The sequence below is a fragment of the Mycolicibacterium lutetiense genome, from assembly GCF_017876775.1.
Classification (GTDB): Bacteria; Actinomycetota; Actinomycetes; order Mycobacteriales; family Mycobacteriaceae; genus Mycobacterium; species Mycobacterium lutetiense.
This window is the reverse complement of record NZ_JAGIOP010000001.1, coordinates 1,439,467-1,466,132: the sequence shown is the minus strand read 5'-3', so window position 1 is coordinate 1,466,132 and position 26,666 is coordinate 1,439,467. Positions and strand designations below refer to the sequence as shown.

25 protein-coding genes and 1 pseudogene are annotated in these 26,666 nt (G+C 67.4%); 12 read left to right on the top strand and 14 right to left on the bottom strand.

Annotated elements, in window-relative coordinates; all coding sequences use genetic code 11:
* The first annotated feature begins 51 nt into the window (after nucleotides 1-51).
* The 4 genes from JOF57_RS07015 (at nucleotide 52) to JOF57_RS07000 (ending at nucleotide 4,149) form a co-directional block, all read left to right on the top strand.
* The gene (locus JOF57_RS07015) at nucleotides 52-660 is read left to right on the top strand and encodes a GNAT family N-acetyltransferase (protein WP_209915897.1); all 609 of its coding nucleotides are present in this window, start codon (nucleotides 52-54) and stop codon (nucleotides 658-660) included.
* A gap of 11 nt (nucleotides 661-671) precedes the next feature.
* Nucleotides 672-1,376: an LppM family (lipo)protein gene (locus tag JOF57_RS07010; protein WP_209915237.1), complete on the top strand. Its 705-nt coding sequence runs from the start codon at nucleotides 672-674 to the stop codon at nucleotides 1,374-1,376.
* A 127-nt stretch (nucleotides 1,377-1,503) separates the two neighbouring features.
* A complete protein-coding gene (gene idsA2 / locus JOF57_RS07005; RefSeq protein WP_209915895.1) occupies nucleotides 1,504-2,592 on the top strand; it encodes a bifunctional (2E,6E)-farnesyl/geranyl diphosphate synthase in 1,089 nt (362 codons plus the stop codon).
* Between the two features lie 18 nt (nucleotides 2,593-2,610).
* The gene (locus JOF57_RS07000) at nucleotides 2,611-4,149 is read left to right on the top strand and encodes an alpha-(1->6)-mannopyranosyltransferase A (RefSeq protein ID WP_209915235.1); all 1,539 of its coding nucleotides are present in this window, start codon (nucleotides 2,611-2,613) and stop codon (nucleotides 4,147-4,149) included.
* Here the strand turns inward: JOF57_RS07000 and JOF57_RS06995 are convergent.
* Nucleotides 4,138-4,542: an Rv2175c family DNA-binding protein gene (locus JOF57_RS06995; protein ID WP_209915233.1), complete on the bottom strand. Its 405-nt coding sequence runs from the start codon at nucleotides 4,540-4,542 to the stop codon at nucleotides 4,138-4,140. The two genes, JOF57_RS07000 and JOF57_RS06995, sit on opposite strands and share 12 nt — an antisense overlap.
* Nucleotides 4,543-4,578: 36 nt before the next feature.
* Here JOF57_RS06995 and JOF57_RS06990 point away from each other — a divergent pair, with 36 nt between their 5' ends.
* Nucleotides 4,579-5,829: a protein kinase domain-containing protein gene (locus JOF57_RS06990; RefSeq protein ID WP_209915232.1), complete on the top strand. Its 1,251-nt coding sequence runs from the start codon at nucleotides 4,579-4,581 to the stop codon at nucleotides 5,827-5,829.
* Between the two features lie 24 nt (nucleotides 5,830-5,853).
* Here JOF57_RS06990 and JOF57_RS06985 read toward each other — a convergent pair whose 3' ends face one another.
* Genes JOF57_RS06985 through JOF57_RS06975 form a run of 3 tightly spaced genes read right to left on the bottom strand, consistent with a single transcriptional unit; the run spans nucleotide 5,854 to nucleotide 8,687 of the window.
* Nucleotides 5,854-7,251 (bottom strand): class II 3-deoxy-7-phosphoheptulonate synthase, encoded by a 1,398-nt coding sequence (locus JOF57_RS06985; RefSeq protein WP_209915227.1) that lies wholly within the window; start codon nucleotides 7,249-7,251, stop codon nucleotides 5,854-5,856.
* Between the two features lie 33 nt (nucleotides 7,252-7,284).
* Nucleotides 7,285-7,803 (bottom strand): polyadenylate-specific 3'-exoribonuclease AS, encoded by a 519-nt coding sequence (locus JOF57_RS06980; RefSeq protein WP_209915224.1) that lies wholly within the window; start codon nucleotides 7,801-7,803, stop codon nucleotides 7,285-7,287.
* The gene (locus tag JOF57_RS06975; protein ID WP_209915222.1) at nucleotides 7,803-8,687 is read right to left on the bottom strand and encodes a hypothetical protein; all 885 of its coding nucleotides are present in this window, start codon (nucleotides 8,685-8,687) and stop codon (nucleotides 7,803-7,805) included. Before JOF57_RS06975 ends, JOF57_RS06980 begins: the two co-directional genes overlap by 1 nt.
* 83 nt (nucleotides 8,688-8,770) lie before the next feature.
* On the opposite strand from JOF57_RS06975, the gene JOF57_RS06970 reads away from it, so the two are divergent.
* On the top strand, nucleotides 8,771-10,084 hold the full coding sequence (locus tag JOF57_RS06970) for a glycosyltransferase 87 family protein (RefSeq protein ID WP_209915219.1): 1,314 nt from the start codon (nucleotides 8,771-8,773) through the stop codon (nucleotides 10,082-10,084).
* Here JOF57_RS06970 and JOF57_RS06965 read toward each other — a convergent pair.
* The 5 genes from JOF57_RS06965 to JOF57_RS06945 form a co-directional block, all read right to left on the bottom strand.
* Nucleotides 10,081-10,824 (bottom strand): lysophospholipid acyltransferase family protein, encoded by a 744-nt coding sequence (locus tag JOF57_RS06965; protein WP_209915216.1) that lies wholly within the window; start codon nucleotides 10,822-10,824, stop codon nucleotides 10,081-10,083. The genes JOF57_RS06970 and JOF57_RS06965 overlap by 4 nt on opposite strands.
* 126 nt (nucleotides 10,825-10,950) lie before the next feature.
* Entirely contained in the window at nucleotides 10,951-11,355 is a 405-nt protein-coding gene (locus JOF57_RS06960; RefSeq protein WP_209915212.1) for a hypothetical protein, read from the bottom strand.
* The gene (locus JOF57_RS06955; RefSeq protein ID WP_209915209.1) at nucleotides 11,352-12,626 is read right to left on the bottom strand and encodes an ArsA family ATPase; all 1,275 of its coding nucleotides are present in this window, start codon (nucleotides 12,624-12,626) and stop codon (nucleotides 11,352-11,354) included. Before JOF57_RS06955 ends, JOF57_RS06960 begins: the two co-directional genes overlap by 4 nt.
* Nucleotides 12,627-13,061 carry an SRPBCC family protein gene (locus JOF57_RS06950; protein WP_209915205.1) on the bottom strand — a complete coding sequence of 145 codons (435 nt, stop codon included), beginning with the start codon at nucleotides 13,059-13,061 and terminating at the stop codon, nucleotides 12,627-12,629.
* An 82-nt stretch (nucleotides 13,062-13,143) separates the two neighbouring features.
* Nucleotides 13,144-13,533 (bottom strand): polyketide cyclase / dehydrase and lipid transport, encoded by a 390-nt coding sequence (locus JOF57_RS06945; protein WP_209915203.1) that lies wholly within the window; start codon nucleotides 13,531-13,533, stop codon nucleotides 13,144-13,146.
* A gap of 106 nt (nucleotides 13,534-13,639) precedes the next feature.
* On the opposite strand from JOF57_RS06945, the gene JOF57_RS06940 reads away from it, so the two are divergent.
* The gene (locus tag JOF57_RS06940; RefSeq protein ID WP_209915893.1) at nucleotides 13,640-15,436 is read left to right on the top strand and encodes an AMP-dependent synthetase/ligase; all 1,797 of its coding nucleotides are present in this window, start codon (nucleotides 13,640-13,642) and stop codon (nucleotides 15,434-15,436) included.
* 8 nt (nucleotides 15,437-15,444) lie between these two features.
* Here the strand turns inward: JOF57_RS06940 and pimB are convergent, their stop codons facing one another.
* The 4 genes from pimB to JOF57_RS06920 all read right to left on the bottom strand — a co-directional run bounded on the left by pimB (nucleotide 15,445) and on the right by JOF57_RS06920 (nucleotide 19,032).
* The gene (pimB, locus tag JOF57_RS06935) at nucleotides 15,445-16,578 is read right to left on the bottom strand and encodes a GDP-mannose-dependent alpha-(1-6)-phosphatidylinositol monomannoside mannosyltransferase (RefSeq protein WP_209915200.1); all 1,134 of its coding nucleotides are present in this window, start codon (nucleotides 16,576-16,578) and stop codon (nucleotides 15,445-15,447) included.
* Between the two features lie 39 nt (nucleotides 16,579-16,617).
* Entirely contained in the window at nucleotides 16,618-17,508 is an 891-nt protein-coding gene (locus JOF57_RS06930; protein WP_209915197.1) for a peptidase, read from the bottom strand.
* A complete protein-coding gene (gene ripC / locus JOF57_RS06925; protein WP_209915194.1) occupies nucleotides 17,477-18,613 on the bottom strand; it encodes a peptidoglycan hydrolase RipC in 1,137 nt (378 codons plus the stop codon). Before ripC ends, JOF57_RS06930 begins: the two co-directional genes overlap by 32 nt.
* 152 nt (nucleotides 18,614-18,765) lie before the next feature.
* Nucleotides 18,766-19,032, bottom strand: coding sequence for a hypothetical protein (locus JOF57_RS06920; protein ID WP_407666542.1), 267 nt, complete (start codon nucleotides 19,030-19,032; stop codon nucleotides 18,766-18,768).
* A 128-nt stretch (nucleotides 19,033-19,160) separates the two neighbouring features.
* On the opposite strand from JOF57_RS06920, the pseudogene JOF57_RS06915 reads away from it, so the two are divergent.
* Nucleotides 19,161-20,975, top strand: a pseudogene (locus JOF57_RS06915) (DEDD exonuclease domain-containing protein); the annotation flags it as partial.
* Here JOF57_RS06915 and trpD read toward each other — a convergent pair.
* Nucleotides 20,913-21,992 carry an anthranilate phosphoribosyltransferase gene (gene trpD, locus JOF57_RS06910; protein WP_234938017.1) on the bottom strand — a complete coding sequence of 360 codons (1,080 nt, stop codon included), beginning with the start codon at nucleotides 21,990-21,992 and terminating at the stop codon, nucleotides 20,913-20,915. The pseudogene JOF57_RS06915 and the gene trpD overlap by 63 nt on opposite strands.
* Before the next feature lie 151 nt (nucleotides 21,993-22,143).
* Between trpD and ctaE the strand changes: the two genes are divergently transcribed.
* The 4 genes from ctaE to qcrB are packed head-to-tail and all read left to right on the top strand — an operon-like array spanning nucleotide 22,144 to nucleotide 26,397.
* Nucleotides 22,144-22,755 (top strand): aa3-type cytochrome oxidase subunit III, encoded by a 612-nt coding sequence (ctaE, locus tag JOF57_RS06905; protein WP_209915889.1) that lies wholly within the window; start codon nucleotides 22,144-22,146, stop codon nucleotides 22,753-22,755.
* Nucleotides 22,756-22,793: 38 nt separating this feature from the next.
* Entirely contained in the window at nucleotides 22,794-23,600 is an 807-nt protein-coding gene (qcrC, locus tag JOF57_RS06900; RefSeq protein WP_209915185.1) for a cytochrome bc1 complex diheme cytochrome c subunit, read from the top strand.
* On the top strand, nucleotides 23,597-24,763 hold the full coding sequence (qcrA, locus tag JOF57_RS06895) for a cytochrome bc1 complex Rieske iron-sulfur subunit (protein WP_209915183.1): 1,167 nt from the start codon (nucleotides 23,597-23,599) through the stop codon (nucleotides 24,761-24,763). The genes qcrC and qcrA overlap by 4 nt, the downstream gene beginning before the upstream one ends.
* Nucleotides 24,760-26,397 (top strand): cytochrome bc1 complex cytochrome b subunit, encoded by a 1,638-nt coding sequence (gene qcrB, locus JOF57_RS06890; RefSeq protein WP_209915181.1) that lies wholly within the window; start codon nucleotides 24,760-24,762, stop codon nucleotides 26,395-26,397. Before qcrA ends, qcrB begins: the two co-directional genes overlap by 4 nt.
* Nucleotides 26,398-26,666 lie beyond the last annotated feature (269 nt).

Sequence of the window (26,666 nt, the reverse complement as noted above, 5' to 3'; positions counted from 1 at the left end):
CTGAAGATAATGAGTGGGGCAGGACACCAGGCGGGCGGAAGGGCGAAGGCATTGGCGACGTATCTCATCGATCTGTCGCCGGACGACATGAAGCGCCGGCTTCCCGAGGCGCTGCGCGTGTACGTCGACGCCATGCGTTACCCACGCGGAACCGAGGAGCAGCGCGCCGCGCTGTGGCTCGAACACACCCGGCGCGCAGGCTGGAAATGTGTGGCCGCGGTCGAGGCCGCCGACACCGATCCGGAATCCGGAACCGGCCCGGACCGGGCCGACCTGCTCGACGCACCACTGAACGGGATCGCATACGGCTACAGCGGCGCGCCGGATCAATGGTGGCAACAACAGGTCATCTCCGGTTTGCAGAGAATCGGCGCCAACCCCGGGCACATCGCCGACCTGATGGCCAGTTACTTCGAACTCACCGAGCTGCACATCGAGCCCCGAGCTCAGGGACAAGGCCTCGGCGAGGCTCTGACCAGGCAACTACTGGCCGGACGGGCCGAATCTCACGTGCTGTTGTCGACCCCTGAGATCATCGGCGAGTCCAATCGGGCGTGGCGGTTGTACCGGCGGCTGGGCTTCACCGACGTCATCCGCGGTTACCACTTCGCCGGCGACCCCCGCCCGTTCGCCATCCTCGGTCGCCCACTGCCGTTGTGAGATCTGGCACGATGACCAGCGTGCATGTCCGACCACCGAGCCGCCGCACCCGCACCCGCCTGCTCACGTGGATGATGTTGTTGGTGATCCTGCCCATGGTGGTGGGCTGCGTCCGCGTCCGCGCCTCGATCACGGTCTCCCCCGACGACCGGGTGTCCGGTCAGATCATCGCCGCAGCCCAGCCGCGCGACGCCGACGACCGGGGTCCGCAACTGCTGAACAACCTCCCCTTCGCCCCCAAGGTCGCCGTCTCGGATTACCGCCGCGACGACTTCGTCGGCTCCCAGGCGGTGTTCTCCGACCTCACGTTCGCCGAGCTGCCCCAGCTGGCCGGCATGAACCGGGATGCCGCCGGTGTCGACATCTCTCTGCGCCGCGCCGGTGACCTGGTGATCCTGGAGGGCCGGGTGGACCTCACCTCACTCAACGATCCGCAGGCCGACGTTCTGCTCACCGTGTCGTTCCCCGGAGAAGTGACCTCGACCAACGGCGACCAGGTCAGTTCCTCGATCGTGGAATGGAAACTGCGGCCGGGCATCGTCAGCACCATGAGCGCCCAGGCCCGCTACACCGATCCCAGCGCCCGGTCCTTCACCACCGCCACCATCTGGCTCATCGTCGGCGCATTCCTGGTCGCCGGCGCCATCGGGGCCTTGGCCTGGATGAGCCGCGACACCTCCCCGAAGCCGGGTGACCCGGTCGCCGGCAGCGACTGACCGCACGCACCGTCCCCCGCCGAGCGCATCGCTACGCCACGCACTTGATACGAAACACGTGGCACGCTCTACCCTGAATGCACTCACCGGACACACCGTTGACGACAGAAAGGGGCGGGCGCTGAGCGTGCAGACATCGGCTCCGTCAACCGTCGAGCTGGCCGGAGCCGTCACCGACCAACTACGCGACTACCTGCGTGAGCGCCGCCACGACAGCGAGTACATCGGAACCGACTACGCCGAACTGACCGAGGCTCTCGAGGAATTCGTCCTGCGCGGCGGCAAGCGGATGCGCCCGGCCTTCGCCTACTGGGGCTGGCGCGCGGTGATCGAACCGGCCGACCGACCCGCAGGTCCCGATGTATTGAGATTCTTCGCCGCGTTGGAATTGCTTCAGGCCTGCGCGCTGGTACACGACGACGTCATCGATGACTCGGACACCCGCCGTGGCCTGCCCACCGTCCACCGGCTGTTCGCCGACCGGCACCGCGACCGCAACTGGCACGGTTCGTCGCGGCAGTTCGGATTGTCGGCGGCCATCCTGGCCGGCGACCTGGCGTTGTCCTGGGCCGACGACATCGTCGCATCGGCCGACATCCCCGCCGACGCGCAGCAGCGCGTTCAGCAGGTCTGGCGCCATATCCGCACCGAGGTGCTCGGCGGCCAGTACCTCGACATCGTCGCGGAATCCAGCGGTGCCGAATCGGTGGCCTCGGCGATGAACGTCAACACCTACAAGACCGCGTCCTACACCGTGGCCCGGCCACTGCAGCTGGGCGCCGCCGCGGCCGCCGACCGGCCCGACGTGCAGCAGATCTTCCACCAGGTCGGCAACGACCTGGGCGTCGCCTTCCAACTCCGCGATGACGTGCTCGGGGTGTTCGGCGATCCGGCGGTGACCGGAAAGCCCTCCGGGGACGACCTGCGATCCGGCAAGCGCACGGTGCTGCTGGCCGAGGCACTCGAGCTCGCCGACAAATCCGACCCCGCAGCCGCAGCGCTGCTTCGCACCTCGGTGGGCACCGAGCTGTCCGACGCCCAGGTCGGCGACCTGTGCCAGGCCATCGAGTCGGTGGGCGCCCTGGCCGCGGTCGAGGCGCACATCGAGCTGCTGACCAACCGCGCCCTGGACACACTGGCGGCTGCCCCCATTCACGCCCAGGCAAAGACCGGTCTGGCGGAGATCGCCCGGTTCGCGGCGAACCGGTCGGCATAGGAGCACGGCCAGCACGTCATGACACACACACCGACCGAGACCTCGAGCACCGGGGTCGCGCAACACCTCTCACGCCTGGCCGCATTCGCGGTGTCCGCCGATGCCCGCCCGGCCCGGCTGGGTTTCCTGGGCGCCACCCTGCTGACCATCGGCGGACTCGGTGCGGGCAGCACCCGATTGCACGACCCGCTCCTGGAGTCCCTGCACCTGTCCTGGCTGCGATTCGGGCACGGCCTGGTGCTGTCCTCGATCCTGCTGTGGGTCGGCATCGCGGTGATGCTGATCGCCTGGCTGTGGCTGGGCCGGCGCGTGATCGACCGCACCGCCACCGAATACACCATGGTGGCCACGACAGGTTTCTGGCTCGCACCCCTGCTGCTGAGCGTTCCGCTGTTCAGCCGGGACACCTACTCGTACCTCGCCCAGGGGGCGCTGCTGCGCGACGGGTTCGACCCCTACGTGGTGGGGCCGGTGGAGAATCCGAACCTGCTGCTGGACAACGTGAGCCCGATCTGGACGACGACCACCGCGCCGTACGGACCGGCCTTCATCCTGGTCGCGAAGTTCGTCACGATGCTGGTGGGCGACAACATCGTGGCGGGCACCATGCTGCTGCGGCTGTGCATGCTGCCCGGCCTGGCGTTGCTGATCTGGGCGACGCAGCGCGTCGCCCGCCACATCGGCGCGAGTCCGGCCACTGCGCTGTGGGTCTGCGTGCTCAACCCGCTGGTGATCATCCACCTGATGGGTGGCGTACACAACGAGATGCTGATGGTCGGGCTGATGATGGCCGGCATCGCACTGACATTCCGGCAACGCCCCGTCTGGGGTGTCGGCCTGATCGCCATGGCCGTCGCAGTCAAAGCGACCGCGGGCCTTGCACTTCCGTTCGTCGTCTGGGTATGGACGCGCCAGTTGCGCGACCGCCACGGCCACCCACCGGTGCGGGCATTCGTCCTGGCGACCGCCGCTTCCATGGCGATCCTCGCCGCGGTGTTCGCGGTGACGTCATGGCTGGCCGGCGTCGGCCTGGGCTGGCTGTCCGCCCTCGCGGCCGGCAACGTGAAGATCATCAACTGGCTGACCGTCCCCACGGCCGCCGCCAACCTGATCAACGGCATCGGTGGCCTGATCTTCCCGGTGAACTTCTACGCCGTGCTCGAGGTCACCCGCATCATCGGCATCCTCATCATTCTGATCACCCTGCCGCTGTTGTGGTGGCGCTACCGGCACACCGACCGCGAAGCCCTCATCGGCACCGCCCTGGCCATGGCGGTGGTCGTGTTGTTCGTTCCCGCCGCACTGCCCTGGTATTACACGTGGCCGTTGGCGGTGGCGGCCGCCCTGATCCAGACCCGGCCCGCCATCGCGGTGGTGGCCGGAGTGTCCACCTGGATCATGGTGATGTGGAAACCCGATGGGGCACACGGCATGTACTCATGGGCGCACGTCCTGCTGACCACGGCATGTGCGGCAGTGGCGTGGTACTCGCTGTACCGCGCACCCGAGCGGCCTGAGCCTGAGCCGGCGGCCGAGAACCAGCCGTCAGTAACCTAGCGCCTGCGCGCGGCGCAATACCTCACGTGCCTGGTGGGAATGCAGGGCGTCGACCGGGCGGGCATTCGGCACCCGGTCGGTGCGGCCGTCTGCCGTGATCGTCAGCGACTCGTCCGGGGTGAACAACCAGCGCACGATCTCGGTGTCGCGGTACCCGCCGTCGCGCAGCACGACCAGCAGGCCGGGCAGGTGCTTGACCACCTGACCGTTCTCGTCGAAGAAGATCTCCGGCACCACCATGACGCGATTGCGGCGCACGGCGAGCAATTGCCCGTCGCGCAACTGTTGATGGACCTTGGTGACCGGGATGCCGAGCAAACGCGACACCGTCGGTAGGTCGTAGACGGGCTCATCGGGGTCCAAGACGTCATCGGCGACCGGAATGCTGCTCACCACACTGATTCTAGGACCACGGCCGCAACTCGTAACATGTGTCCCGTGGAGCAGCAATCGGATCCACTCGTCGGCACCATGCTCGACGGGCGCTATCGCGTGGACACCGCCATCGCAACCGGCGGCATGTCCACGGTCTACCGCGGCCTCGACGTCCGCCTGGACCGCCCCGTGGCGCTCAAGGTGATGGACTCCCGCTACAGCGGCGACAGCCACTTCCTGACCAGGTTCGGGCGCGAGGCCAAGGCGGTGGCCCGGTTGAAGGATCCGGGACTGGTTGCCGTCTATGACCAGGGACTCGACCATCAACACCCGTTTCTCGTCATGGAGTTGGTCGAGGGCGGCACGCTCCGCGAACTGCTGGCCGAACGCGGCCCGATGCCCCCGCACGCGGTTGCCGCGGTGCTGGCTCCGCTGCTCGGCGGGCTCGCGGTGGCACACCGCGCCGGCCTCGTGCACCGCGACATCAAGCCCGAAAACGTCCTGATCTCCGACGACGGCGAGGTCAAGATCGCCGACTTCGGTCTGGTGCGCGCCGTCGCCGAGGCGAAGATAACCTCGACCAGCGTGATCCTGGGAACCGCGGCATATCTGTCCCCCGAGCAGGTGAGCACCGGCGACGCCGACCCGCGCAGCGACGTGTACGCCGTCGGCATCCTCACCTACGAACTGCTCACGGGCGTCACGCCGTTCACCGGGGACTCAGCGCTCACCGTGGCCTATCAGCGCATGGATAACGATGTACCCGCACCGAGCGGGGTAATCGCCGGGGTACCAACGCAATTCGACCAGTTCGTGCGCCGGGCCACCGCACGCGATCCGGGACAGCGCTTCGTCGACGCCGACGCGATGCGGGCCGAGCTGGCCGAGATCGTCGACAACCTCGGCCTTCCGGCATTCCGGGTACCCGCACCACAGCAGTCGGCACAGCACCTGGCCGCCACCCGCGTGCATGACCTCGGGGCCCCCGACGATCGCCGCGCGGAGACCACGACCGTCGTGACGGCCGCGCCTCCCGCCCCGCCGGTTGCTCCCGCACCGCGCCATCCCACCCGGGAGATCACCCGCGACCAGCACGACTGGGCGCCGATCCCGGCCGATCCGGAAGCGGCCGAATACTCGCTCGGGGCAGGGGAATTCGCCGGTATCGAGCTCGGCGAGTTCCACTGGGCGCGCCAACGCGCCAAACGGGTGCTGGTGTTCTGGGTGATCGCGGTACTCACCCTGACGGGCCTGGTCGCCACCGCAGCGTGGACGCTGGGCAGCAACATCGGCGCACTGCTCTAGCCGACCGGCCCGCCCGGAATCGCTCTAGCTGCGCAGCATCTCCGCGACGAGGAACGCCAACTCCAGGCTCTGCTGGGTGTTGAGCCGCGGATCGCACGCGGTCTCGTAGCGGCCGGCCAGATCCGAATCCGAGATGTCCTGCGCCCCACCGAGACATTCGGTGACGTTCTCACCGGTGATCTCGACATGGATGCCACCGGGGTGGGTACCCAGGGCGCGGTGCACCTCGAAGAACCCCTGCACTTCGTCGACGATGCGGTCGAAGTGGCGGGTCTTGTAACCGGTCGATGCCTCGTGGGTGTTGCCGTGCATCGGGTCGCACTGCCAGATCACCTGGTGGCCGGTGGCCTGAACCTTCTCGATGATCGGCGGCAACAGATCGCGCACCTTGTTGTTGCCCATCCGAGTCACCAGCGTCAGTCGACCCGGCTCGTTGTTCGGATCCAGCCGCTCGACGTACTCGACGGCCATCTCCGGAGTCGTGGTGGGCCCCAGCTTGATCCCGATCGGATTGGAGATCACCTCGGCCAGCGCCACATGGGCCCCGTCGAGTTGCCTGGTGCGCTCCCCGATCCACAGATAGTGCGCGGACAGGTCGTACAGCTTGGACGGCCCGTCCGGGTTCTCGGCCCGGTCCGCCAAGCGCAGCATCGACCGCTCGTAGTCGATGACCAGCGCCTCGTGACTGGCGAAGATCTCGGCGGTCTGCAGGTTGCGGTCGGCCACCCCGCAGGCAGACATGAACTTCAGGCCACGGTCGATCTCCCCGGCCAACGCCTCGTAGCGAGCCCCGGCCGGCGAGGTCCGGACGAATTCGCGGTTCCAGTTGTGCACCAGATCCAACGACGCCAAGCCCGACGAGGTCAGCGCACGTACCAGGTTCATCGCGGCGCTGGCATTGGCGTAGGCCCGCACCAACCGCGACGGGTCATGCTCACGCACCGCGGCGTCGGGGGCGAAGCCGTTGACCATGTCACCGCGGTAGGACCTCAGGCCGAGCGCATCGATGTCGGACGACCGCGGCTTGGCGTACTGGCCGGCGATGCGGGCCACCTTGACCACCGGCATGCTGGCGCCGTAGGTCAACACCACCGCCATCTGCAGCAGCGTGCGGATGTTGGCCCGGATGTGCGGCTCGGTGTTGTCCACGAACGTCTCGGCGCAATCGCCGCCCTGCAGCAGGAAGGCCTCGCCGCGGGCGACGTCGGCCAGCAGACCCTTGAGCTTCTCGACCTCCGACGGCACGGTGACCGGCGGCACGCTCTCCAAGACGGTACGCATGGCCTTCGCCGCGTCCGCGTCCCAGCTGGGCTGCTGCACAGCCGGCTTGGCCAGCGCCGCATCGAGGCGTTGACGCAGCTCGTCGGTCAGCGGGGGCAATGGCGGCAGCTGGTCGATGGGGATGTCAACGGTCCAGTTCACCCGTTCATGGTAGCCGCCGGTGAATGGCCGATTTCAGGATTGTGTGGTCCCGGATTCCCGCGCCGGCGGGAGCCCGATCCCCGTCATCAACCCGAACCGGTGCAGATTGTGCCGGGCATCGACGAGCGCGTCGTGCGCATCGGTCGGACGTGCCGGCATCCGCGGCGATCCACGCTCCTCCCAGAACTGGCGCAGCTCGCGGGTGAACCGGGGCATCGCCGGAGGCAGATCGGTCATCGGCCCCCACAGCTGGCACAGCACCACATGGTCGTAGGCGCCCACCCAGGCCCACAGCTCGATCGGCTCGTCACCGTCGATATCGAAGAAATCCTCCAGCTCCGACCGGATCTGCCGCCGGGACCGCCACAGCTTCGACGACGGCGACGGCAGCTTGGGCAGCACGTGCTTGCGTACCCACCGGCCGGCCCGGTCCGGATTGAATTCCGTCGAGATCGCGTAATACTCGCGGCCGTCCTCGGCGGCGACGCCGATCGAGATCAGTTCGATCGTGTGGCCGTCGTCGATGAATTCGGTGTCATAGAAGTAGCGCATCAGGCGGTCCGTCCGGTCCGCTCACGGATGGCCACAGTTGACGACGCCGGTGCGGGGGCCGCGTGGATCTCGCGATCCAGTTGCGCGTCGACGGTGGCGTCGTCGGGGAACTTCGGCATGCCCGTGATCGCGTCCTGCAACCACAGCTTGGCCTGCACCACGGGCCGGCGCAGCCAGCGCTCCCGCTCCAGTGCGCGGTGCATCTTGCGGGGGTGGCCGGTGTAGCGCCAGCGCGCCCACGGCGCATGCGGTCGCGACAGCCGAACCGCCCCGACGAACAACAACGGGGTTATGAACATGCCTACCAATCCAGTCCAGACCTTGCCTTTGAGCAGAACCACCACCGCCAGGAGCAGGGTCAGCACCGCAACCACGATCACGAGCGCCCGGGCGGCCGGCGACTGGTCCTCGCGCCAGATACCGATATCAAAGAATGACAGCGGATTGAAACCCAGGATCAACAGGCCCGCCACGGCCACCGCGGCGAACACCGCATCCACGGAGGTACGGCCGTCCTCGGCCCAGTACACATCCGAAAGATGGAGGATCAGTGCGAACTCGTCGAGCACCAGGGCCGCGCCGATACCGAAGAACACCGCGGCCACGGTGAACTCCGCTACACCGCCGTTGACCGCGAGCGTCACCATCGTCACGCCCGACACCATCACCAGCACGACGCCGATCACCATGTGGTGAATGTGCACCGAACCGTGCCCCATGTTGCGGGGCTGCCACCACTTCGGCGGCCGTTCGTCGCCGGCGTTCCGGCGGATGTAACGCACCACGAGGCGCGTCACGAAGAACGTGAGAATGAACGCCACCAGGCAGCACAGCAACGGCAGGCGATCGCGGGTGAGGAAATCGAGATGAACGGTCGCATGCACGGACAGAGAACTTACGCCGCCCCGCGCGCGTCGCGAGTGCGGATGCGCCGTCAGAGGGTGGCCCCCGATAGTCTGTTGAGGACATGAGTAAGCGGCAGTCGCCCGGTGGGGCTGGTTGGGCACCGACGATCGGGTGGCGGCTTTTTCAGTTGCTCACAGCGGCTGGGTTGATCCTGGTCGGCTGGCGGCTTCTGGGGCACGTCCCCTATCGCATCGACATCGACGTATATCGGATGGGCGGGCGGGCGTGGCTGGACAACCAGCCGCTATACGCCGACGGCGCCATCTTCCACACCCAGGGCGGCCTGGACCTGCCGTTCACCTATCCCCCGCTCGCGGCGATCATGTTCGCCCCGTTCGCCTGGCTCTCGTTGCCCGCGGCCAGTGTGGCGATCACCGCCACCACCTTGGTACTTCTGATCGTCTCGACCGTCATCGTGCTGACCCGGCTGGACGTCTGGCCGGACACCACGATCACCGCCGAGCCGGCCTGGCTGCGGCGCTGCTGGCTGGCGGTCGCGCTCGTGGCACCCGCGGTCATCTGGCTTGAGCCCATCCGGTCGAACTTCGAGTTCGGGCAGATCAACGTGGTGCTGATGACGCTGGTGATCGCCGACTGCGTGCCGCGCCGCACGCCGTGGCCGCGCGGCGTCCTGTTGGGCCTGGCGATCGCGCTCAAGCTCACGCCCGCGGTGTTCCTGCTCTATTTCCTGCTGCGCCGCGACATCCACACCCTGCTGCGCACCGCCGTGGCCACCGTGGCCGCGACACTCGCCGGGTTCGTCCTGGCCTGGACCGACTCGATCGAGTACTGGACCGAGACGGTGCGCAACACCGACCGGATCGGCACGGCGACCCTCAACACCAACCAGAACATCGCGGGCACCCTGGCCCGGCTCGGTCTGTCCGAGGGGCCGCGGTTCGCGTTGTGGGTCGTTGCCTGCTTCGCGGTGCTGGCCCTGACGGTCTGGGCGGCCCGGCGGGTCCTGCGCTCCGGCGCCGACGAGGCGCCGTTGGTCACCCTGATCTGTGTGGCGATGTTCGGCCTGGTGGTGTCGCCGGTGTCGTGGTCGCATCACTGGGTCTGGTCACTACCCACCCTGTTGGTGACCGGCGTGCTCGCCTACCGGATGCGCAACGTCCGCCTGCCCGCGGTGGCGCTGGCCCTGGTGACCCTGATCGGACTCGCCCTGATGGTGTGGACGCCCATCGCGTTGCTGACCCCGCACCAGGAAACCGCCGCATCGTTGATGCGGCAGCTGGCCGGTGACGCCTACCTGTGGTGGGCGCTCGCGGTCATCGCCGTCCTCGCGTTCGTGTCCGCATCCAGGTCGGGGCAGACCACCGCGGCGCCCGCCGCCCCGCTGGTTCAACTCAGCGGGGGCGAAGCGGCCTAACCCGCCGCGGCGTGCGGCAGACGGGCCGCGGGCTTGGTCGTGTCGACCGGCTGACCGTTGACCTGCTGGGGGTTCTCCTTGAGGGTCGCCGCGTAGATGTCGACGTACTCCTGATCGGACAGGTCCATCAGCTCGTACATGACCTCGTCGATCACGGCCCGCTCGATGAAGCGGTTACCCGCAAGACCGTCGAATCGGCTGAAGTCCATGGGCTTACCGAATCTGACCTCGACCCGGCCGAACCGCAGCCCCTTGGTCCCCGGCGGGTTGACCACATCGGTGCCGACCATGGCCACCGGGATCACCGGCACGCCGGTCTCCAGCGCCAGCCTGGCCAGCCCGGTCTTGCCCTTGTAGAGGCGGCCGTCGGGTGAGCGGGTGCCCTCGGGATACATGCCGAGCAGCTTGCCCTCGCCGAGGATGCGGGCGCCGGTGGCCAAGGCTGCCTGCGCCGAATCCGCATCGGTGCGGTCGATCGGGACCTGTCCGGCCACGGTGTAGAACCAGGCCAGAATCCTGCCCTTGATCCCGGTACCGGTGAAGTACTCCTGCTTGGCCAAGAAAGTGATGCGACGGTTGACCACCAACGGCAGGTAGAAGCTGTCCATCACCGCCAGATGGTTACTGGCCAGGATGGCCGGGCCGTCGGCTGGAACATGTTCCAGCCCAGTGATTTTCGGCCGGCCGAGAACAGCCAGCATAGGGCCCAACAGGATGTACTTGAACAGCCAATACCACATGGACCCTCCACCTTGGGTGCACCGCGCAATGCTCTGGGACAACTGTACCCAGGCCATGTTGTGGCTACCACATCAAGTCCTGGATACCCGCTGAGTCTCAGCGGTACAGCAAATTGCTCAGTCTGCTCAGTCTTGTACGGTGACCGGGATGTGCTGGTACCGGCCGGGAGGCGGCGGGGGCGGGCAATCGTCGGGCGGCGGAGCGTCCGGCCCACCATCGGGTCCCGGGCTACCTCCGCTCGAGCCGCTACCGCCAGAACCGTCGGCTCCCTCATCGAGGACAGCGCGAATCATCGTCAGCAGCGCCACACTGTGCTCGGCAATGACCGACAGCAGCGGATGCTGCTCGCCGTTGACCGCTGCGGCCAACGCACATACCGGGCACCACACCTGCTGGCACTTGCCCGGGGCGCTGTCGCCCGACGCCGCAAGGGCGGCCGCTGCCAACCGCACCGCCGGATCCAACCGGTCCAGAATGTCCTGCGCCAATTGCCGCAGCTCCGAACCCAGCTCGGGATGAGACCCCGTCATGCCGGCCACACCTCCGGGTTCGGACGAAAACGTACAGTCAGCTCGCCACCGCGCAATTGGGCATCCGTCACGATGCACCGACGCAGGACAGAGGCCAACCGTACCCGGCGACGCATGCCTGCGACGCCGATGATCAGGTCGTCATCGACCCGACCCAACGTGAGGTCGGCCGAATCGATCTGCGGCAACTCTAGCCGCAACCGGTACACCGCTTCGAGTCCAGACCCCGACTCCCGGTCGACGATGGGCCGCAGCGGGCCCGGCGGCGGCGACCCGTCGCGCTGTCGAGCAGCGTCGATCAGCTCCCCCAGCGCCTTGGCGCCGATCGGCTCCCCCGGCACGTGCGGAACGAGCACCAACTGCACGTCACCGATCGTGGCGTCGAGGCCGTCGAGGACGGCCTGCTGCTCGGCGATCCGCTCGGTGTACCAGTCGAATGCGGGATGCGCAGGCAGGTTCTGGTACTCGAACGAATCATCCTGCACCAAAATCTGATTGACGATGATCTCGGCCACCTCGACGCCCATCAGGGCCAGCGATCCCAGGGTCCGCGAGGCCTCGGCGGCCACCACCCGCTCCGGGGTGAGCACCAGATGTGCGCTCACCCGTGAGCCGTCGGTGAGCAGGGTGCCGAGCCGGCGGATACCGGCATCGACACGTTCGATCAGGGTCACGATGGCCGCACTGACCGCATCGGGTGAGCCCGACAGTCGGCGGTGCCGCGGCCAGGCTCGTTCCAGATACAAGCCGAAGGTGTCCGGCAACGTCAGCATCCGCAGTGCATCGGCAGTCGAGGCGCAGTCCACCACCACGTGATCCCAGCGTCCGGAATCGGCGAGCTCACCCACCTCGTACAGTCCGAGGACTTCCTGAATTCCGGGGAGTGCCGAAAGTTCTTCAGGGGCAATGTTTCCCAGATCTGACTCGGGGAACCGGGCCGCCAACGGGCCGGCCGTCTCCACCCAACGCGCACCCAGCAGCGCCAGCGTGTCCAGGGCAAGTGCGTCCAAGACGCCGCCGGCGTCGGTCAGGCCGGTGTCCAGGTCGCTGAGCACCCGGGTCGGACCCCCCCGCCCGGTGGGAGCGAGCGCGATCCCGAGGACGTCGCCGGTGGAGTGCGCCTGATCGGTGGACACGATCAGCACCCGGTGACCGGACGCGGCGTCCCGGACCGCGGTGGCGGTCGCCAGCGTCGACTTACCTACCCCGCCCTTGCCGACGAACAGGCTGATCCTCGCAGGGGTCCGTGCGCTCCCGTCCGGCGAAGTCACTCAGCCCTCTGCTCGTTTCTTCAGGTCTTTGAGCGCGGTGTCGGTGAGCCGCCGCTCAGCCTTGCGCTTGAGCAGGCCGATCATCGGAATGATCAGATCGACCGAAAGCTCATAGGTGACCTCGGTACCGGATCCTTTGGGCGCCAAGCGATATGCGCCATGCAGCGACCGCAGCAGCGAACTGGACACCAGCGACCAGGTCACCGAGGTGCGGTCGGCAGGCCATACGTAGGCCAGCACCATGGTGTCCTTGAGCACCGCGGCGTCGAGCACCATCCTCGCGGTCTTGGGATTGCCCTGCGCGTCGGTCTCGAGGACCTCGGCTTCCTTGTATTCGGCGACCCATTGCGGGTACGAGCCGATATCTGCGATGACATCCATCACCGTCACCGGATCAGCGTCGATGTAGATGGTCTGTGTCGTCTTGTCGGCCACCGCCACACCCTTCTCCCCGCGGGGATGTCTGGCTCTCGCCGAGAAATCTACCCTCCCGTTAGGGAGACGCCGGCAACACCGGTCAGGCCAGTCGGGACACTCCGACCGGACGCGCCGACTCCAACCGCTGTTTGATCCCGAACGCCATCACCTTGCCCGTCACGCGGCGCTGATGGTTCAGCTTCGCCAGATCCATATCGGCCAACTGCTTTGCCGTGGCACCGGAGGGTTCGGCATGCAGGAAGTAATGCAACACCACACCGTCCATCACCTCCTCCAGCCAGACCTCCATGGTGCCGGTCAGCGCACCGGTCACACTCCAGCGGTGGCCCTTGTCGGCGCGATCCTCGACGACCTTGAGCACCAGGTCGGGCCACCACCGCCGCCAACTGGCGGGATCGGCGACCGCGGCGCCCACGGCGACCGGATCGGCGCAGACGAACGTCTCGTCGGCGATCTGAATGCTGTTCATCGCGGACTAGCTTCACACATGCCCGATCACCTGCCTACCGCGGCCGACTAGGCTGACTCGCAAAGCGAGTATCACAAGCCTGGAGGGCAAGATCGTGCGTGAGTCCATGCGGGAGTACAGCGTGCCCGCCTCCTTTACCGTCGGCGAGCACGACAGCGTCGTCAGTTCGGTATCCGCGCACGCGGCCGACAGCCCTGACCACATCATTTTCCGGCGCGTGGTCGACGGCGCCTGGACCGACGTGACCTGCGCCGAGGCGGCCGGTCAGATCCGCTCGGTCGCCCTTGGCCTGATCGCCGAGGGCATCCAGCCCGGCGACCGGGTGGCGATCCTTTCGGCCACCCGCTACGAGTGGCCGATCATCGACTTCGCGATCCTGTCCGTCGGCGCGGTGACCGTGCCGATCTACGAGACCTCCTCGGCCGAACAGGTGCGGTTCGTCCTGGAGAACTCCGCGGCGCGGATCGTCTTCGCGGAGTCCGAATCGCATGCCAAGACCGTGGAGCAGCTCCGCGACCAGCTGCCCGAGCTGCGCAAGGTGCTGCAGATCGACGGTGCAGGCACCCCCGCCCTGGAGGCCATGGCCGAAGCCGGTAAGACGGCCGACGCCGCCGAACTCGACAAGCGTCTCGCCGGCATCCGGTCGGCCGACCCGGCCACCCTGATCTACACCTCGGGCACGACCGGCCAGCCCAAGGGCTGCCAGCTGACCCATTCGAACCTGCTCTACGAGATCCGGGGAGCCAAGGCCTGCTTCCCCGATGAGCTGGCCCCGGGTGAGCGGATGCTGGTGTTCCTGCCGCTGGCCCACGTACTGGCCCGAGCGATCACCATCGCGGCCTTCACCAACAAGGTCACCCTCGGCTTCACCAGCGACATCAAGAACCTCGTCCCGACCTTCGGCGTGTTCAAGCCGACCCTGGTGGTCTCGGTTCCCCGCGTGTTCGAGAAGGTCTACAACACCGCCGAACAGAACGCCCGCAACGACGGCAAAGGCAAGATCTTCGCGATTGCCGCCGACACCGCGATCGAATGGAGCAAGGCCCAGGACACCGGTGGGCCGGGCCTGCTGCTCCGCGCCAAGCACGCAGTGTTCGACAAGCTGGTCTACGGCAAGCTGCGGGCCGCCCTCGGTGGCGAATGCCGGGCGGCCATCTCCGGCGGCGCACCGTTGGGTGCGCGGCTCGGTCACTTCTATCGCGGTGTGGGACTGAGCATCTACGAGGGCTACGGGCTCACCGAGACCAGCGCGGCGATCACCGTGAACCGGGTCAACGACCTCAAGGTCGGCTCGGTCGGCAAGTTGATGCCCGGCAACAGCATGCGCCTCGCGGAGGACGGCGAGCTGCTGGTCAAGGGCGGCGTGGTGTTCAACGGCTACTGGGGCAACGAGGCCGAGACCAACGCGGTGTTCACCGACGACTGGTTCCACACCGGCGATCTGGGGGCCATCGACGACGACGGCTTCCTGACCATCGTCGGGCGCAAGAAGGAAATCATCGTCACCGCAGGCGGCAAGAACGTCGCCCCCGCGCTGCTTGAGGACCGGTTGCGGGCCCATCCGTTGATCAGCCAGGCCATGGCCGTCGGTGACCAGCAGCCGTTCATCGCCGCGATCGTCACCATCGACCCTGAGGCGTTCCCCGGCTGGAAGCAGCGCAACGGCAAGGACGCCGGCGCCTCGGTCGGCGATCTCACCGACGACCCGGACCTGCTGGCCGAGATCGACCTGGCGGTCAAGGATGCCAATCAGGCGGTGTCGCATGCCGAGTCGATCCGCAAGTTCGCGATCCTGTCCGTCGATTTCACCGAGGACACCGGCGAACTGACCCCCACACTCAAGGTGAAGCGCAAGGTGGTCGCCGAGAAGTTCGCCGCCGACATCGCGGCGCTCTACAGCTGAACCCCGGGTCAGCCCGACAGCAGCCCGGTCAGCCGGGCGCCCTGCGAACGCCACTGCCAGTTGTCGACGGCCCAGTGCCGCCCGGCCACACCCATCGCGGCGGCGCGGCCCGGGTCGGCCAGTAGGTCGGAAATGGCGGACGCGACCGCCGCGACGTCGGTGCCGTCCACCACGGTGCCGGTCTGGCCGTCCAGAACGGTTTCCGGTGCCCCGCCAGAGGTTCCGGCGATCACCGGCACGCCGCACGCCGAGGCCTCCAGATAGACGATGCCCAGTCCCTCGACGTCCAGGCCCGCGCCGCGGGTCCGGCACGGCATGGCGAACACGTCGGCCATCGCGTGGTGCATGGGTAATTCCGCGCCGGGTACCGCGCCGGTGAAGACCACGTCGGCCGCCACGTCATGCGTGTGCGCGAGCCGTTGCAGACTGTGCAGATACGGTCCCCCGCCGACGATGACCAACGCCGCGTCGGGGATGCGGCGCCGGATGGCCGGCCAGGCTCGGATCAGCATGTCCTGGCCCTTGCGCGGTACGAGACGGGACAGGCACACCACCACCGGACGTTGGCCCAGCCCGTAGCGGGCACGCAACTCGGCGCGAGCCACCGGGTCGGGTACGAATCGGTCGGTGTCGACGCCGGGCGACAGACGTTCCAACGCCGCGTGCGGACCGAACGCCGACGCGAACCTGCTGCGGGTGTAGCGGCTGATGAACGTCACGACGTCGGCGTCATCTCCGATGCGGCGCAAAGCGCTCCGCGCCACCGGCAGCATCGACCAACCGACCTCATGTCCGTGGGTGCTCGCCACCACGCGCGTGGCTCCGGCCCGCCGGGCCAGCGGGCCCAGCAGCGCCAGCGGCGCGGCCGCCCCGAACCACACCGTCTCGATGTCGTTCTCGGCGATCAACCGCTGCATGCGCGTCGCCACCATCGGCTCGGGGACCATCAGCGTGGTCGGATGCCGCACCACCTGGTACCCGGCGGCCGCATCGTAATCTGCGCAGCCCTTCCACTTCGGCGCGTACACCGTGAGCTGATGCGAGCCGTCGCGCACCAGCTCGCCGACGAACGCCTCCAGGTATGACTGGATACCGCCGCGTCGCGGTGGAAAGTCGTTGGTGACCAACAAAACCCGCGTCATCGCGCTATCCCCTGCCCTCTGCCGTCCATCGGCGACAGGTTATCCGGTCAGCCATCGACGCCAACCGGCAACTACGGCGTCGAGGTCGGCGCCCAGCGTCTCGCGCACTGCGGTGGCCACATTCGGGTGGCCGGATCCGCATGCGCGCAGGTACAGCTCACGCAGCTTCGGGACACCGTAGGCGTCGGCGACATAGCGGCTGAACCACCATGCCCGGTCATAGGCCAGACTGCGGGCGGCGCCGGGTGTGTCGAGATCGGCATCGGTAGGCAGCTGGGCCAGTGCCGCCGCCTGCGCCGGACCGGGTAGCGGGGCAGGTGGTCGGCCGACGTAGTCGGCCACTCCTTCGGTGAGCCAGCGCGGCGCATCGGCCGCGGTCCGCGACCGGGCCGCGTAATGAAAAAGCTCATGGCGCAAAACAATTCGTAGCGCGGCCGGGCTCATGCCGGCGGCGCCGGGGGCGAACATGATCCGCTGGGCCGTGGTGGTCGCGGCGATGTCGGCGGCTCCGCCGGCCAGCACCCGGAACTGCTGATCAGAACCCGCTACCGCGATCTCGATGTCGCGCGGCCAGTCCGGACCCCAGAACTCGGTAACTGCGGCGACTGCGTCAGGAAGTTCGGCGGGAAGCCGCTGAAGCAGGGCTGAGGACTGTGACCCGCCGAGGGCGAGCAGCCGGGCGGTACGCCCATCGGGCAGCACCAGCGCAGTGACCCGATCGGGTGCAGGGACGGCAGACACGGTGGTGATGCCCGGCGGCACCGCCTGGGGCGGTGACGGGCCCGGGCCGGATTTCCACAACAGAGCCGCTGCCACTGCCAGTTCCACCAGCAACAACGCGGCCAGCAGGCGCCGGCGCGCGCTCAGTGCGGTACCGCTGCCGGACTTCTGGGTGCCCTCAGTACCGGCGGACGTTGTAGATCGGCGCATTGTTGACCGGGGCGACCCGAACCGGGGTGCCGTAGGTCGACGCGTGCACCATCATCCCGTCGCCGATGTAGATGCCCACATGGGAGGCATCGGAGTAATAGGTGACCACGTCACCCGGCTGCATCGAGTCGGACGAGACGGGTTGACCGCCGCGGGCCAGGGCCTGGCTCGAATGCGGCAGCGCGATCCCGGCATGCTGGAACGCCCACATCACCAGGCCCGAACAGTCGAACGAGCTGGGGCCGGCCGCACCCCAGGAGTAAGGCGAGCCGATGCGGCTCAACGCCGCCTGGATGACGGTGCCGGAATGCCCGCCGCCCTCACCAGGGACTGCGCCTTCGGGCGGGGCAACGTCACCGGGTGGAATACCGTTCGGCGGGTCAGCCAACACTGCGGGATCCTGCGCCGGCGGCAACGCCTCGGGTGCAGGCACCGGCGGGACCGGCGGCAGGGCGTTCATCGCTTCCCGCTGAGCCGGGCTGAGTGCCTCGTACTGCGATTTGACGACGGCGATCTGAACTTGCAGCTGACTTTGCTTGGATTGCAGTTCGGCGCGCACTGCGGCGGCCTGCTCAGCGGCGGTTTTGGCTTCGGCGGCCGATGTGGCCGACTCCCGCTCAGCCACTGCGGCCTTCTCGCCCACCGAGCGGAAGTTCTTCATCTGCGCCGACATCTCGGTGGCCATCACGCGCTGCACGGCGAGCTGCTCGATCAGCTGCTGCGGCGAGTCGGCAGTCAGGATGGCATCGACTCCGGAGGTGCGGCCCCCCATGTACTGCGCCGCAGCTACCTTATTGACCGAAGACTGAAAGGTTGCCAGCTGCGACTTGGTCTGATCGACCGTCGAGGTGTCGTCAGTATGCTTCTTCTCCGCAGCCTCTTGTGCCGCAACCTTGTTGTTCAGGTCGAGCTGGGCGGAGTGCATGGCCTCAGTGGTCTGCTCGGCCTGGCGGGACAGCTCGTTGAGCTTTGCCATGGCATCGTCGGCGGGATCGGCGTGCGAACTCGCGGCCAGGAATCCGGGTATCAAGATCAAGCCCGCTATGACACCTGCGATGGGTCGCTTGACACGACTTGTGGGCCGGTGCGCGCGCTCGTGCCTCAAGTTTTCGTCCTCACAAATGGCGATGGCGAGCCGCCTCGAACTGCTCTTAGGTCTCAGATAGGTTACGAAACGGCATCGGGCTTGTCCAACGGAAGCTGCAAATTTAACAGTCGACCCTGGATATTTTCCTGTGAGTCAGGCGCTGCGTGTCGTCAGGCGACCCCGAACCTACCGTTCCGGTGAATCGGGACGAGCCGCAGCCTCGGCGCAAGGCCCACGTCAGCGAGCACTTCCAGTGCCTGACGCTCGTCATCCAGCAAAGTTTCCGGAACCCCGAGCAGAACACTGACGACGCAGTCCTGGCATCCGGGCCCGCGTACCGCGCAATCGTCGCAGTCGATGGTCACGCTGCCGGCGTCCGGTTCGTCGCCGTACGGCTCGTCGGCGTAGAACCAGTGGTCCTGGCGCATTCCGGTCATCTTGACCGTCCTCTCGATCGGTGTTGGGCGCACCGTATCGCCGTGCACCGACAACCAGCGACGAGAAAGGTCAACGGGTGCGCCGAGCCTGGCCCCGCTTGTCGGGGGCTGGATCTACCGTCATCCCCATGGGCCAGCGCAATACCGCCGACACCGAGCAGCTGGCCCTGCAGTTCGATCCCGGCGCCGGCTTCGACACCATCTCACTCGCGGACACCACCTTCGTGGTGGTGGATCTGGAGACCACCGGGGGCCGGGCCACTGCGAAGGCACCGGGCGACGCCTTCGACGCCATCACCGAGATCGGTGCGGTCAAGATTCGCGGCGGCGAGGTGCTCGGCGAGCTGGCCACGCTCGTCGACCCCGGCCGTTCCATCCCACCGCAGATCGTCGAGCTCACCGGGATCACCACGGCGATGGTGCGCGACGCACCGCGCATTGAATCAGTGCTTCCCGCATTCCTGGAGTTCTCCCGGGGCGCGGTACTGGTCGCCCACAACGCCGGGTTCGACATCGGCTTCCTGCGGGCCGCGGCCCAACGTGCGGAGCTCGGCTGGCCGCGGCCTCCGGTGCTGTGCACGGTGAAACTCGCCCGCCGCGTCCTCACCCGGGACGAGGCGCCCAGCGTGAAACTGTCGGCGCTGGCGCAGTTGTTCGGCGCGTCCACCACACCCACCCACCGTGCCCTCGACGACGCCCGCGCCACCGTCGACGTTCTGCACGGGCTGATCGAGCGGGTCGGCAACCAAGGCATCCACACCTTCGCCGACCTCCGGAACTATCTGCCCGACGTCACGCCGGCCCAGCGCCGCAACCGCTCACTGGCCGACCGGCTGCCCAACCGCCCCGGCGTCTATCTGTTCCGTGGACCTTCCGACGAGGTGCTCTATGTCGGCACGGCGGTGGACCTGCGACGCCGGGTCCGGCAGTACTTCACCGGTGCCGATCCGCGGGCCCGGATGAAGGAGATGGCCTCACTGGCGCGCGTCGTCGACCATGTCGAATGCGCCCACGATCTGGAGGCGGGCGTCCGGGAGCTGCGACTGCTCGCGGCCCACGCGCCGCCGTACAACCGGCGCTCCAAGTACCCGCAGCGATGGTGGTGGGTTGCCCTCACCGACGAGGCCTTCCCGAGATTCTCGACGGTGCGAAACCCCGGGCACCGCACCGCTTTCGGACCATTCTCGGCCCGGTCCGACGCGATACGGTCGGCGGCGCTGCTGGCCCGGTTCACCGGGGTGCGCACCTGCACGGCCCGCTTCGGTGCGGCAGCCACGCACCGCTGCCCCGAGGTCGAACTGTCTCCGTGCCCGGCCTCGCAGGACATCGGGACCGCGCAATATGCGGCCGCGGTGCAACGTGCCACCGCGCTGGTCGACGGCACCGACCACAGTGCCCTCGCCGCCACATTGATCCACATCGGCGAGGTTGCGGCGGCCCGGCGGTACGAGAGCGCGGCGCGGCTGCGTGATCACGCCGCGGTGGCCATCGAGGCGCTGTGGCGGGGGCAGCGGTTGCGCGCGCTGGCCGACGTCCCCGAACTCGTGGCCGCCCGCGCCGACGGCGACGGCGGTTGGCACTTCGCGGTGGTCCGCCACGGCCAACTGGCCGGAGCGGGGACCGCCGGGCGCGGAGTTCCGCCGATGCCGGTGGTCGACGCCATCTGTGCGGCCGCGCAGGTGATCCTGCCCACCGCAACGCCTTTGGGCGGCGCACTCGTGGAGGAGACCGCGCTTATCGCCCGCTGGCTGGCCGCACCCGGGGTCCGCATCGTGCGCACCGACACCGGCTACGCGACACGCATCGGGACCGCGGGCCGCTATGCGGAGTGGGCGGCCACCGCCCGCTCGGCGCGGCTGGCCGCTGCCCAGCAGCAGAACTCAGAACTGCAGGCTGAACCGCACCCAACGCGCGAGCAGTTGTTCGGCCGCACCCGAGTCGATCGCCTCGACGGCGCGCTTCAGACCGGCCTCCCACGCCGGCACCCACTTGGCGTCGCTGGCTAGCCCGGCATGGGCGACCATGGCACCCGCCGCATTGAGCACGACTGCGTCACGCACCGGCCCTTTGGCCCCAGCCAGCACGGCCCGCGCCTCGGCGGCGTTGGCCGTCGCGTCGCCGCCGACCAACTCACTGATGTCGGCACGTTTGAAGCCGAAGGCCGCAGGGTCGAACTTCAACCGGTCCACCGTGCCGGCCTGGACGCGCCAGATGGTGCTGGTGGTCGTGGTGGTGAGCTCGTCGAGACCGTCGTCGCCGTGCACCACCAGCACGCTGGAACCACGGGCGGCGTACACCCCGGCCATCACCTCGGCCAGATCGTCGAATGCACAACCGATCAAGCCGGCCCGCGGCGCCGCCGGATTGGTGAGTGGTCCGAGCAGATTGAAGACGGTAGGGACCCCGATCTCCCGGCGCACCACCGAGGCGTGCCGATACGAGGGGTGGAACTGCGGCGCGAAGGCGAACCCGATGCCGACCTCGGCGACACTGCGGGCCACCTCGTCCGGGCCCAGGTCGATCCGAACCCCGAGCGCCTCCAGGGTGTCGGCGCCGCCCGACAGTGAGGACGCCGCCCGGTTGCCGTGTTTGATCACCGGAACGCCGCAAGCCGCCACCACGATGGCCGCCATGGTCGACAGGTTGACCGTGTTGGCCCCGTCGCCACCGGTCCCGACGATGTCGACCGTCTCGTGACCGATCTGTCCCGTCGGCACTCGGCGTGCGTGCGACAGCATGATGTCGGCCAGCTCCCCGACCTCAGCCGAGGTCGGTCGCTTCATCTTCATCGCCACCGCGAAGCCGGCGATCTGAGCCGGGGTCGCGACCCCGGTCATGATCTGGTCCATGGCCCATGCCGCGTAACCGTTGGGCAGGCTCTGCTGAGTGGTCAGGCGCCCGAGAATGGCCGGCCATGACGGCGTCACCCCCGAGCGTCGGGAGGACGGGTCCGCCGGCAGGAACTGAGGTGAAGATGCAGGAGCCACCGCCGAATGTTATCGCTGCACGGGTGTGCGCCCTTCGGCCCTGCCGACCCGAAGGCGACACGTTTCAGATCAATTGCTCGACCCGGGTGGAGTTCGACAACTACAAAGCGTCATACTTGCGGATGTGACGAGCGCTGTAGGTACCTCGGGAACGGCAATAACGTCGCGCGTTCATTCGCTGAACAGACCGAACATGGTCAGTGTCGGCACCATCGTGTGGCTTTCCAGCGAGCTCATGTTCTTTGCTGGACTCTTCGCGATGTATTTCACCGCGCGCGCGCAAGCCGGTGGCAACTGGCCACCCGAGCCGACCGAACTCAATTTGGCCCTTGCCGTTCCGGTGACGCTGGTTCTGATCGCGTCATCCTTCACCTGCCAGATGGGCGTGTTTGCTGCCGAGCGCGGCGACGTGTTCGGGCTGCGCCGCTGGTACGTGATCACGTTCCTGATGGGGCTGTTCTTCGTAATGGGCCAGGGATACGAGTACATCCACCTGGTCGCCGAAGGCACCACCATCCCGGGCAGTGCCTACGGATCGGTGTTCTACCTGACGACCGGCTTCCACGGCCTGCACGTCATCGGTGGACTAGTTGCCTTCATCTTGCTGCTGGCCCGCACCAAGATGAGTAAATTCACGCCTGCGCAGGCCACTGCGGCGATCGTCGTCTCGTACTACTGGCACTTCGTCGACATCGTCTGGATTGCGCTGTTCGCCACCATCTACTTCGTCCGCTGATCGGCCGGCCGATGTTCGATTCGATGAGAAGGGGTTCGATGACCAGCAAGTCGCGCCGACGACTGCGCCGACGACTGTCAGCAGGGATCCTGCTGCTGGTCGGCCTGTCAGTCGCAGGTGGTGTTGCGGCCACGCTGACGCCCACACCGCAGGTCGCGGTTGCCGACGAATCGCAGTCGGCGCTGCTGCGCACGGGTAAGCAACTGTTCGACACGTCGTGCATTTCCTGCCACGGCGCCAACCTGCAGGGTGTGCCCGATCGTGGGCCCAGCCTGATCGGCACCGGCGAGGCTGCGGTGTACTTCCAGGTGTCGACCGGTCGCATGCCCGCGATGCGCGGTGAGGCCCAGGCACCCGCCAAGCCCGAGCACTTCGACGAGGATCAGATCGACGCCCTCGGCGCCTTCGTTCAGGCCAACGGTGGCGGCCCCACCTTGATGCGCAATGAGCACGGCGGCGTAGCCCAGGAGTCGCTGATCGGGTCCGACGTGGCCCGCGGTGGCGACCTGTTCCGGCTGAACTGCGCGTCCTGCCACAACTTCACCGGTAAGGGCGGCGCGCTGTCCTCCGGTAAGTACGCACCCGACCTCAGTGATGCCAAGCCGGCACAGATCTACACGGCGATGCTGACCGGGCCGCAGAACATGCCCAAGTTCTCCGACCGGCAGCTGTCGCCGGAAGAGAAGCGCGACATCGTCGCCTACGTCCGCGAGTCGGCTCAGACGCCCAGCTACGGCGGCTACGGACTCGGCGGCTTCGGTCCCGGTCCCGAAGGCATGGCGATGTGGATCATCGGAATGGTCGCCGCTATCGGCATCGCGATGTGGATCGGGGCACGAGCATGACCGACAACAAGCCGAAGATCCCGACCGACGCCGAACTGGCCGAGATGTCGCGTGAGGAGCTCGTCGAGCTCGGCGGCAAGATCGACGGCGTCGAGACCATCTTCAAGGAGCCGCGCTGGCCGGTCGCAGGGACCAAGGCCGAGAAGCGCAGCGAGCGCCTGGTCGCCTACTGGCTTCTGCTCGGCGGCCTTTCGGGTCTGGCGCTGTTGGTGATCTTCCTGTTCTGGCCGTGGGAATACCAGCCCTTCGGTTCGGAGGGTGAGTTCCTCTACTCGCTGGCCACCCCGCTGTACGGCCTCACTTTCGGCCTGTCGATCCTGGCGATCGGCATCGGCGCGGTGCTGTTCCAGAAGAAGTTCATTCCCGAGGAGATCTCGGTCCAGGACCGCCACGACGGGCGCTCCCCCGAGTTGGACCGCAAGACCATCGCGGCCAACCTGACCGACGCCATGGAGGGCTCGACCGTCAAGCGCCGCAAGCTGATCGGCTTGTCGCTGGGTATCGGTCTCGGTGCATTCGGCGCCGGCACACTGGTGGCCTTCATCGGCGGGTTGATCAAGAACCCGTGGAAGCCCGTGGTTCCCACCGCCGAAGGCAAGAAGGCCGAGTTGTGGACCTCAGGGTGGACGCCTCGGTTCCACGGCGAGACGATCTACCTGGCCCGCGCAACCGGACGGCCCGGCTCGTCGCCGTTCGTGAAGATGCGGCCCGAGGACCTCGACGCCGGTGGCATGGAAACCGTTTTCCCGTGGCGGGCGTCGGACGGCGACGGCACCACCGTCGAGTCCGAGCATCACCTGACCGCAATCTCGATGGGTGTCCGTAACCCGGTCATGTTGATCCGCATCAAGCCGGCCGACATGTCCAGGGTGGTCAAGCGTAAGGGCCAGGAGAGCTTCAACTTCGGTGAGCTGTTCGCCTACACCAAGGTCTGCTCGCACCTGGGTTGCCCCTCGTCGCTGTACGAGCAGCAGACCTACCGGATCCTTTGCCCGTGCCACCAGTCGCAGTTCGACGCGTTGCACTTCGCAAAGCCGATCTTCGGTCCGGCTGCGCGCGCATTGGCGCAGCTGCCCATCACCATCGACAAAGACGGCTACCTGGTCGCCAACGGCGACTTCGTGGAGCCCGTCGGACCGGCATTCTGGGAGCGCAAATCATGAGCCCTGACCTTGCCAAGATGGCAGCCGCCCAAGGCGATGCGATCGATTCGCGCTACCACCCCTCGGCGGCGGTGCGTCGCCAGCTGAACAAGGTGTTCCCCACCCACTGGTCCTTCCTGCTGGGTGAGATCGCGCTGTACAGCTTCATCGTCCTGCTGATCACCGGTGTCTGGCTGACGCTGTTCTTCGATCCGTCGATGGCGCACGTCACCTACGACGGTGTGTACCAACCACTTCGCGGTGTGCAGATGTCGCGGGCCTACGAGTCCGCACTGCAGATCAGCTTCGAGGTGCGCGGCGGTCTGTTCGTCCGCCAGATCCACCACTGGGCCGCACTGATGTTCGCCGCATCGATCATGGTGCACATGGCGCGCATCTTCTTCACCGGTGCGTTCCGCCGCCCACGTGAGGCCAACTGGGTGATCGGCTCGCTGCTGCTCATCCTGGCGATGTTCGAGGGCTACTTCGGTTACTCGCTGCCCGACGATCTGCTGTCCGGTATCGGTCTGCGCGCCGCGCTGTCGTCGATCACCCTGGGCATGCCGATCATCGGCACCTGGCTGCACTGGGCACTGTTCGGCGGTGACTTCCCGGGCGAGATCCTGATCCCGCGCCTCTACGCACTGCACATCCTGCTGCTCCCGGGCATCATCCTGGCCCTCATCGGTGCGCACATGGCGCTGGTGTGGTTCCAGAAGCACACCCAGTTCCCCGGCCCCGGCCGGACCGAGCACAACGTCGTCGGCGTGCGCGTCATGCCGGTGTTCGCGGTGAAGTCGGGTGCGTTCTTCGCCCTGATCACCGGCGTGCTCGGCCTCATGGGTGGCCTGCTGACGATCAACCCGATCTGGAATCTGGGACCGTACAAACCGTCGCAGATCTCGGCCGGTAGCCAGCCCGACTTCTACATGATGTGGACCGAAGGCCTGGCGCGTATCTGGCCGGCATGGGAGTTCTACCCGTTCGGCCACACCATCCCCGCGGTGGTCTGGGTCGCGTTGATCATGGGCGGTGTCTTCGGCCTGCTGATCGCCTACCCGTTCATCGAGCGGAAGGTGACCGGCGACGACGCTCACCACAACCTGCTGCAGCGTCCGCGTGATGTGCCGGTGCGTACCGCAATCGGTGCCATGGCGATCGCGTTCTACATGGTGCTGACCCTGGCCGCGATGAACGACATCATCGCGTTCAAGTTCCACATCTCGCTGAACGCGACCACCTGGATCGGTCGTATCGGCATGGTGGTGCTCCCGGCGATCGTGTACTTCGTCACCTACCGGTGGGCGATCTCCTTGCAGCGCAGCGATCGTGCGGTGCTGGAGCACGGCATCGAGACCGGCATCATCAAGCGCCTGCCGCACGGTGCCTACGTCGAGCTGCACCAGCCTCTGGGACCGGTCGACGATCACGGCCACCCGATCCCGTTGGAGTACCAGGGTGCTGCCCTGCCGAAGCGGATGAACAAGCTCGGGTCGGCCGGTTCACCCGGCACCGGCAGCTTCTTGTTCGCCGATCCGGCCGTCGAGAACGACGCGCTCACCGAGGCCGCACACGCCTCCGAGCACAAGGCACTGACCGCGCTGCGCGAGCAGCAGGAACGAAATGGCAACGGGGACACCAACGGTCATCACTGACCACTCCCCTAGCCTGACTGACGGCCCCGCCGTCGCACCCAAACAATCGCCGCAACACTCTCCCCGGAGAGGTTGCGGCGATTGTTTTATGTGGAGCTGCCGGACACTGCTGCGCCCCTGGTGTTCCGCGGTGTTCCGCGTGCGTTGCGTCAGGGCGCAGAACCGGCCGGAGAATCGCCGTAGCGCTACACGCGCGAGCGGGCACTCCCACGTTGGGCTTAGAGCAGTTGGGCTTAGCGCAGTTGTGGCTGAGCCGACTGACCCGGGGC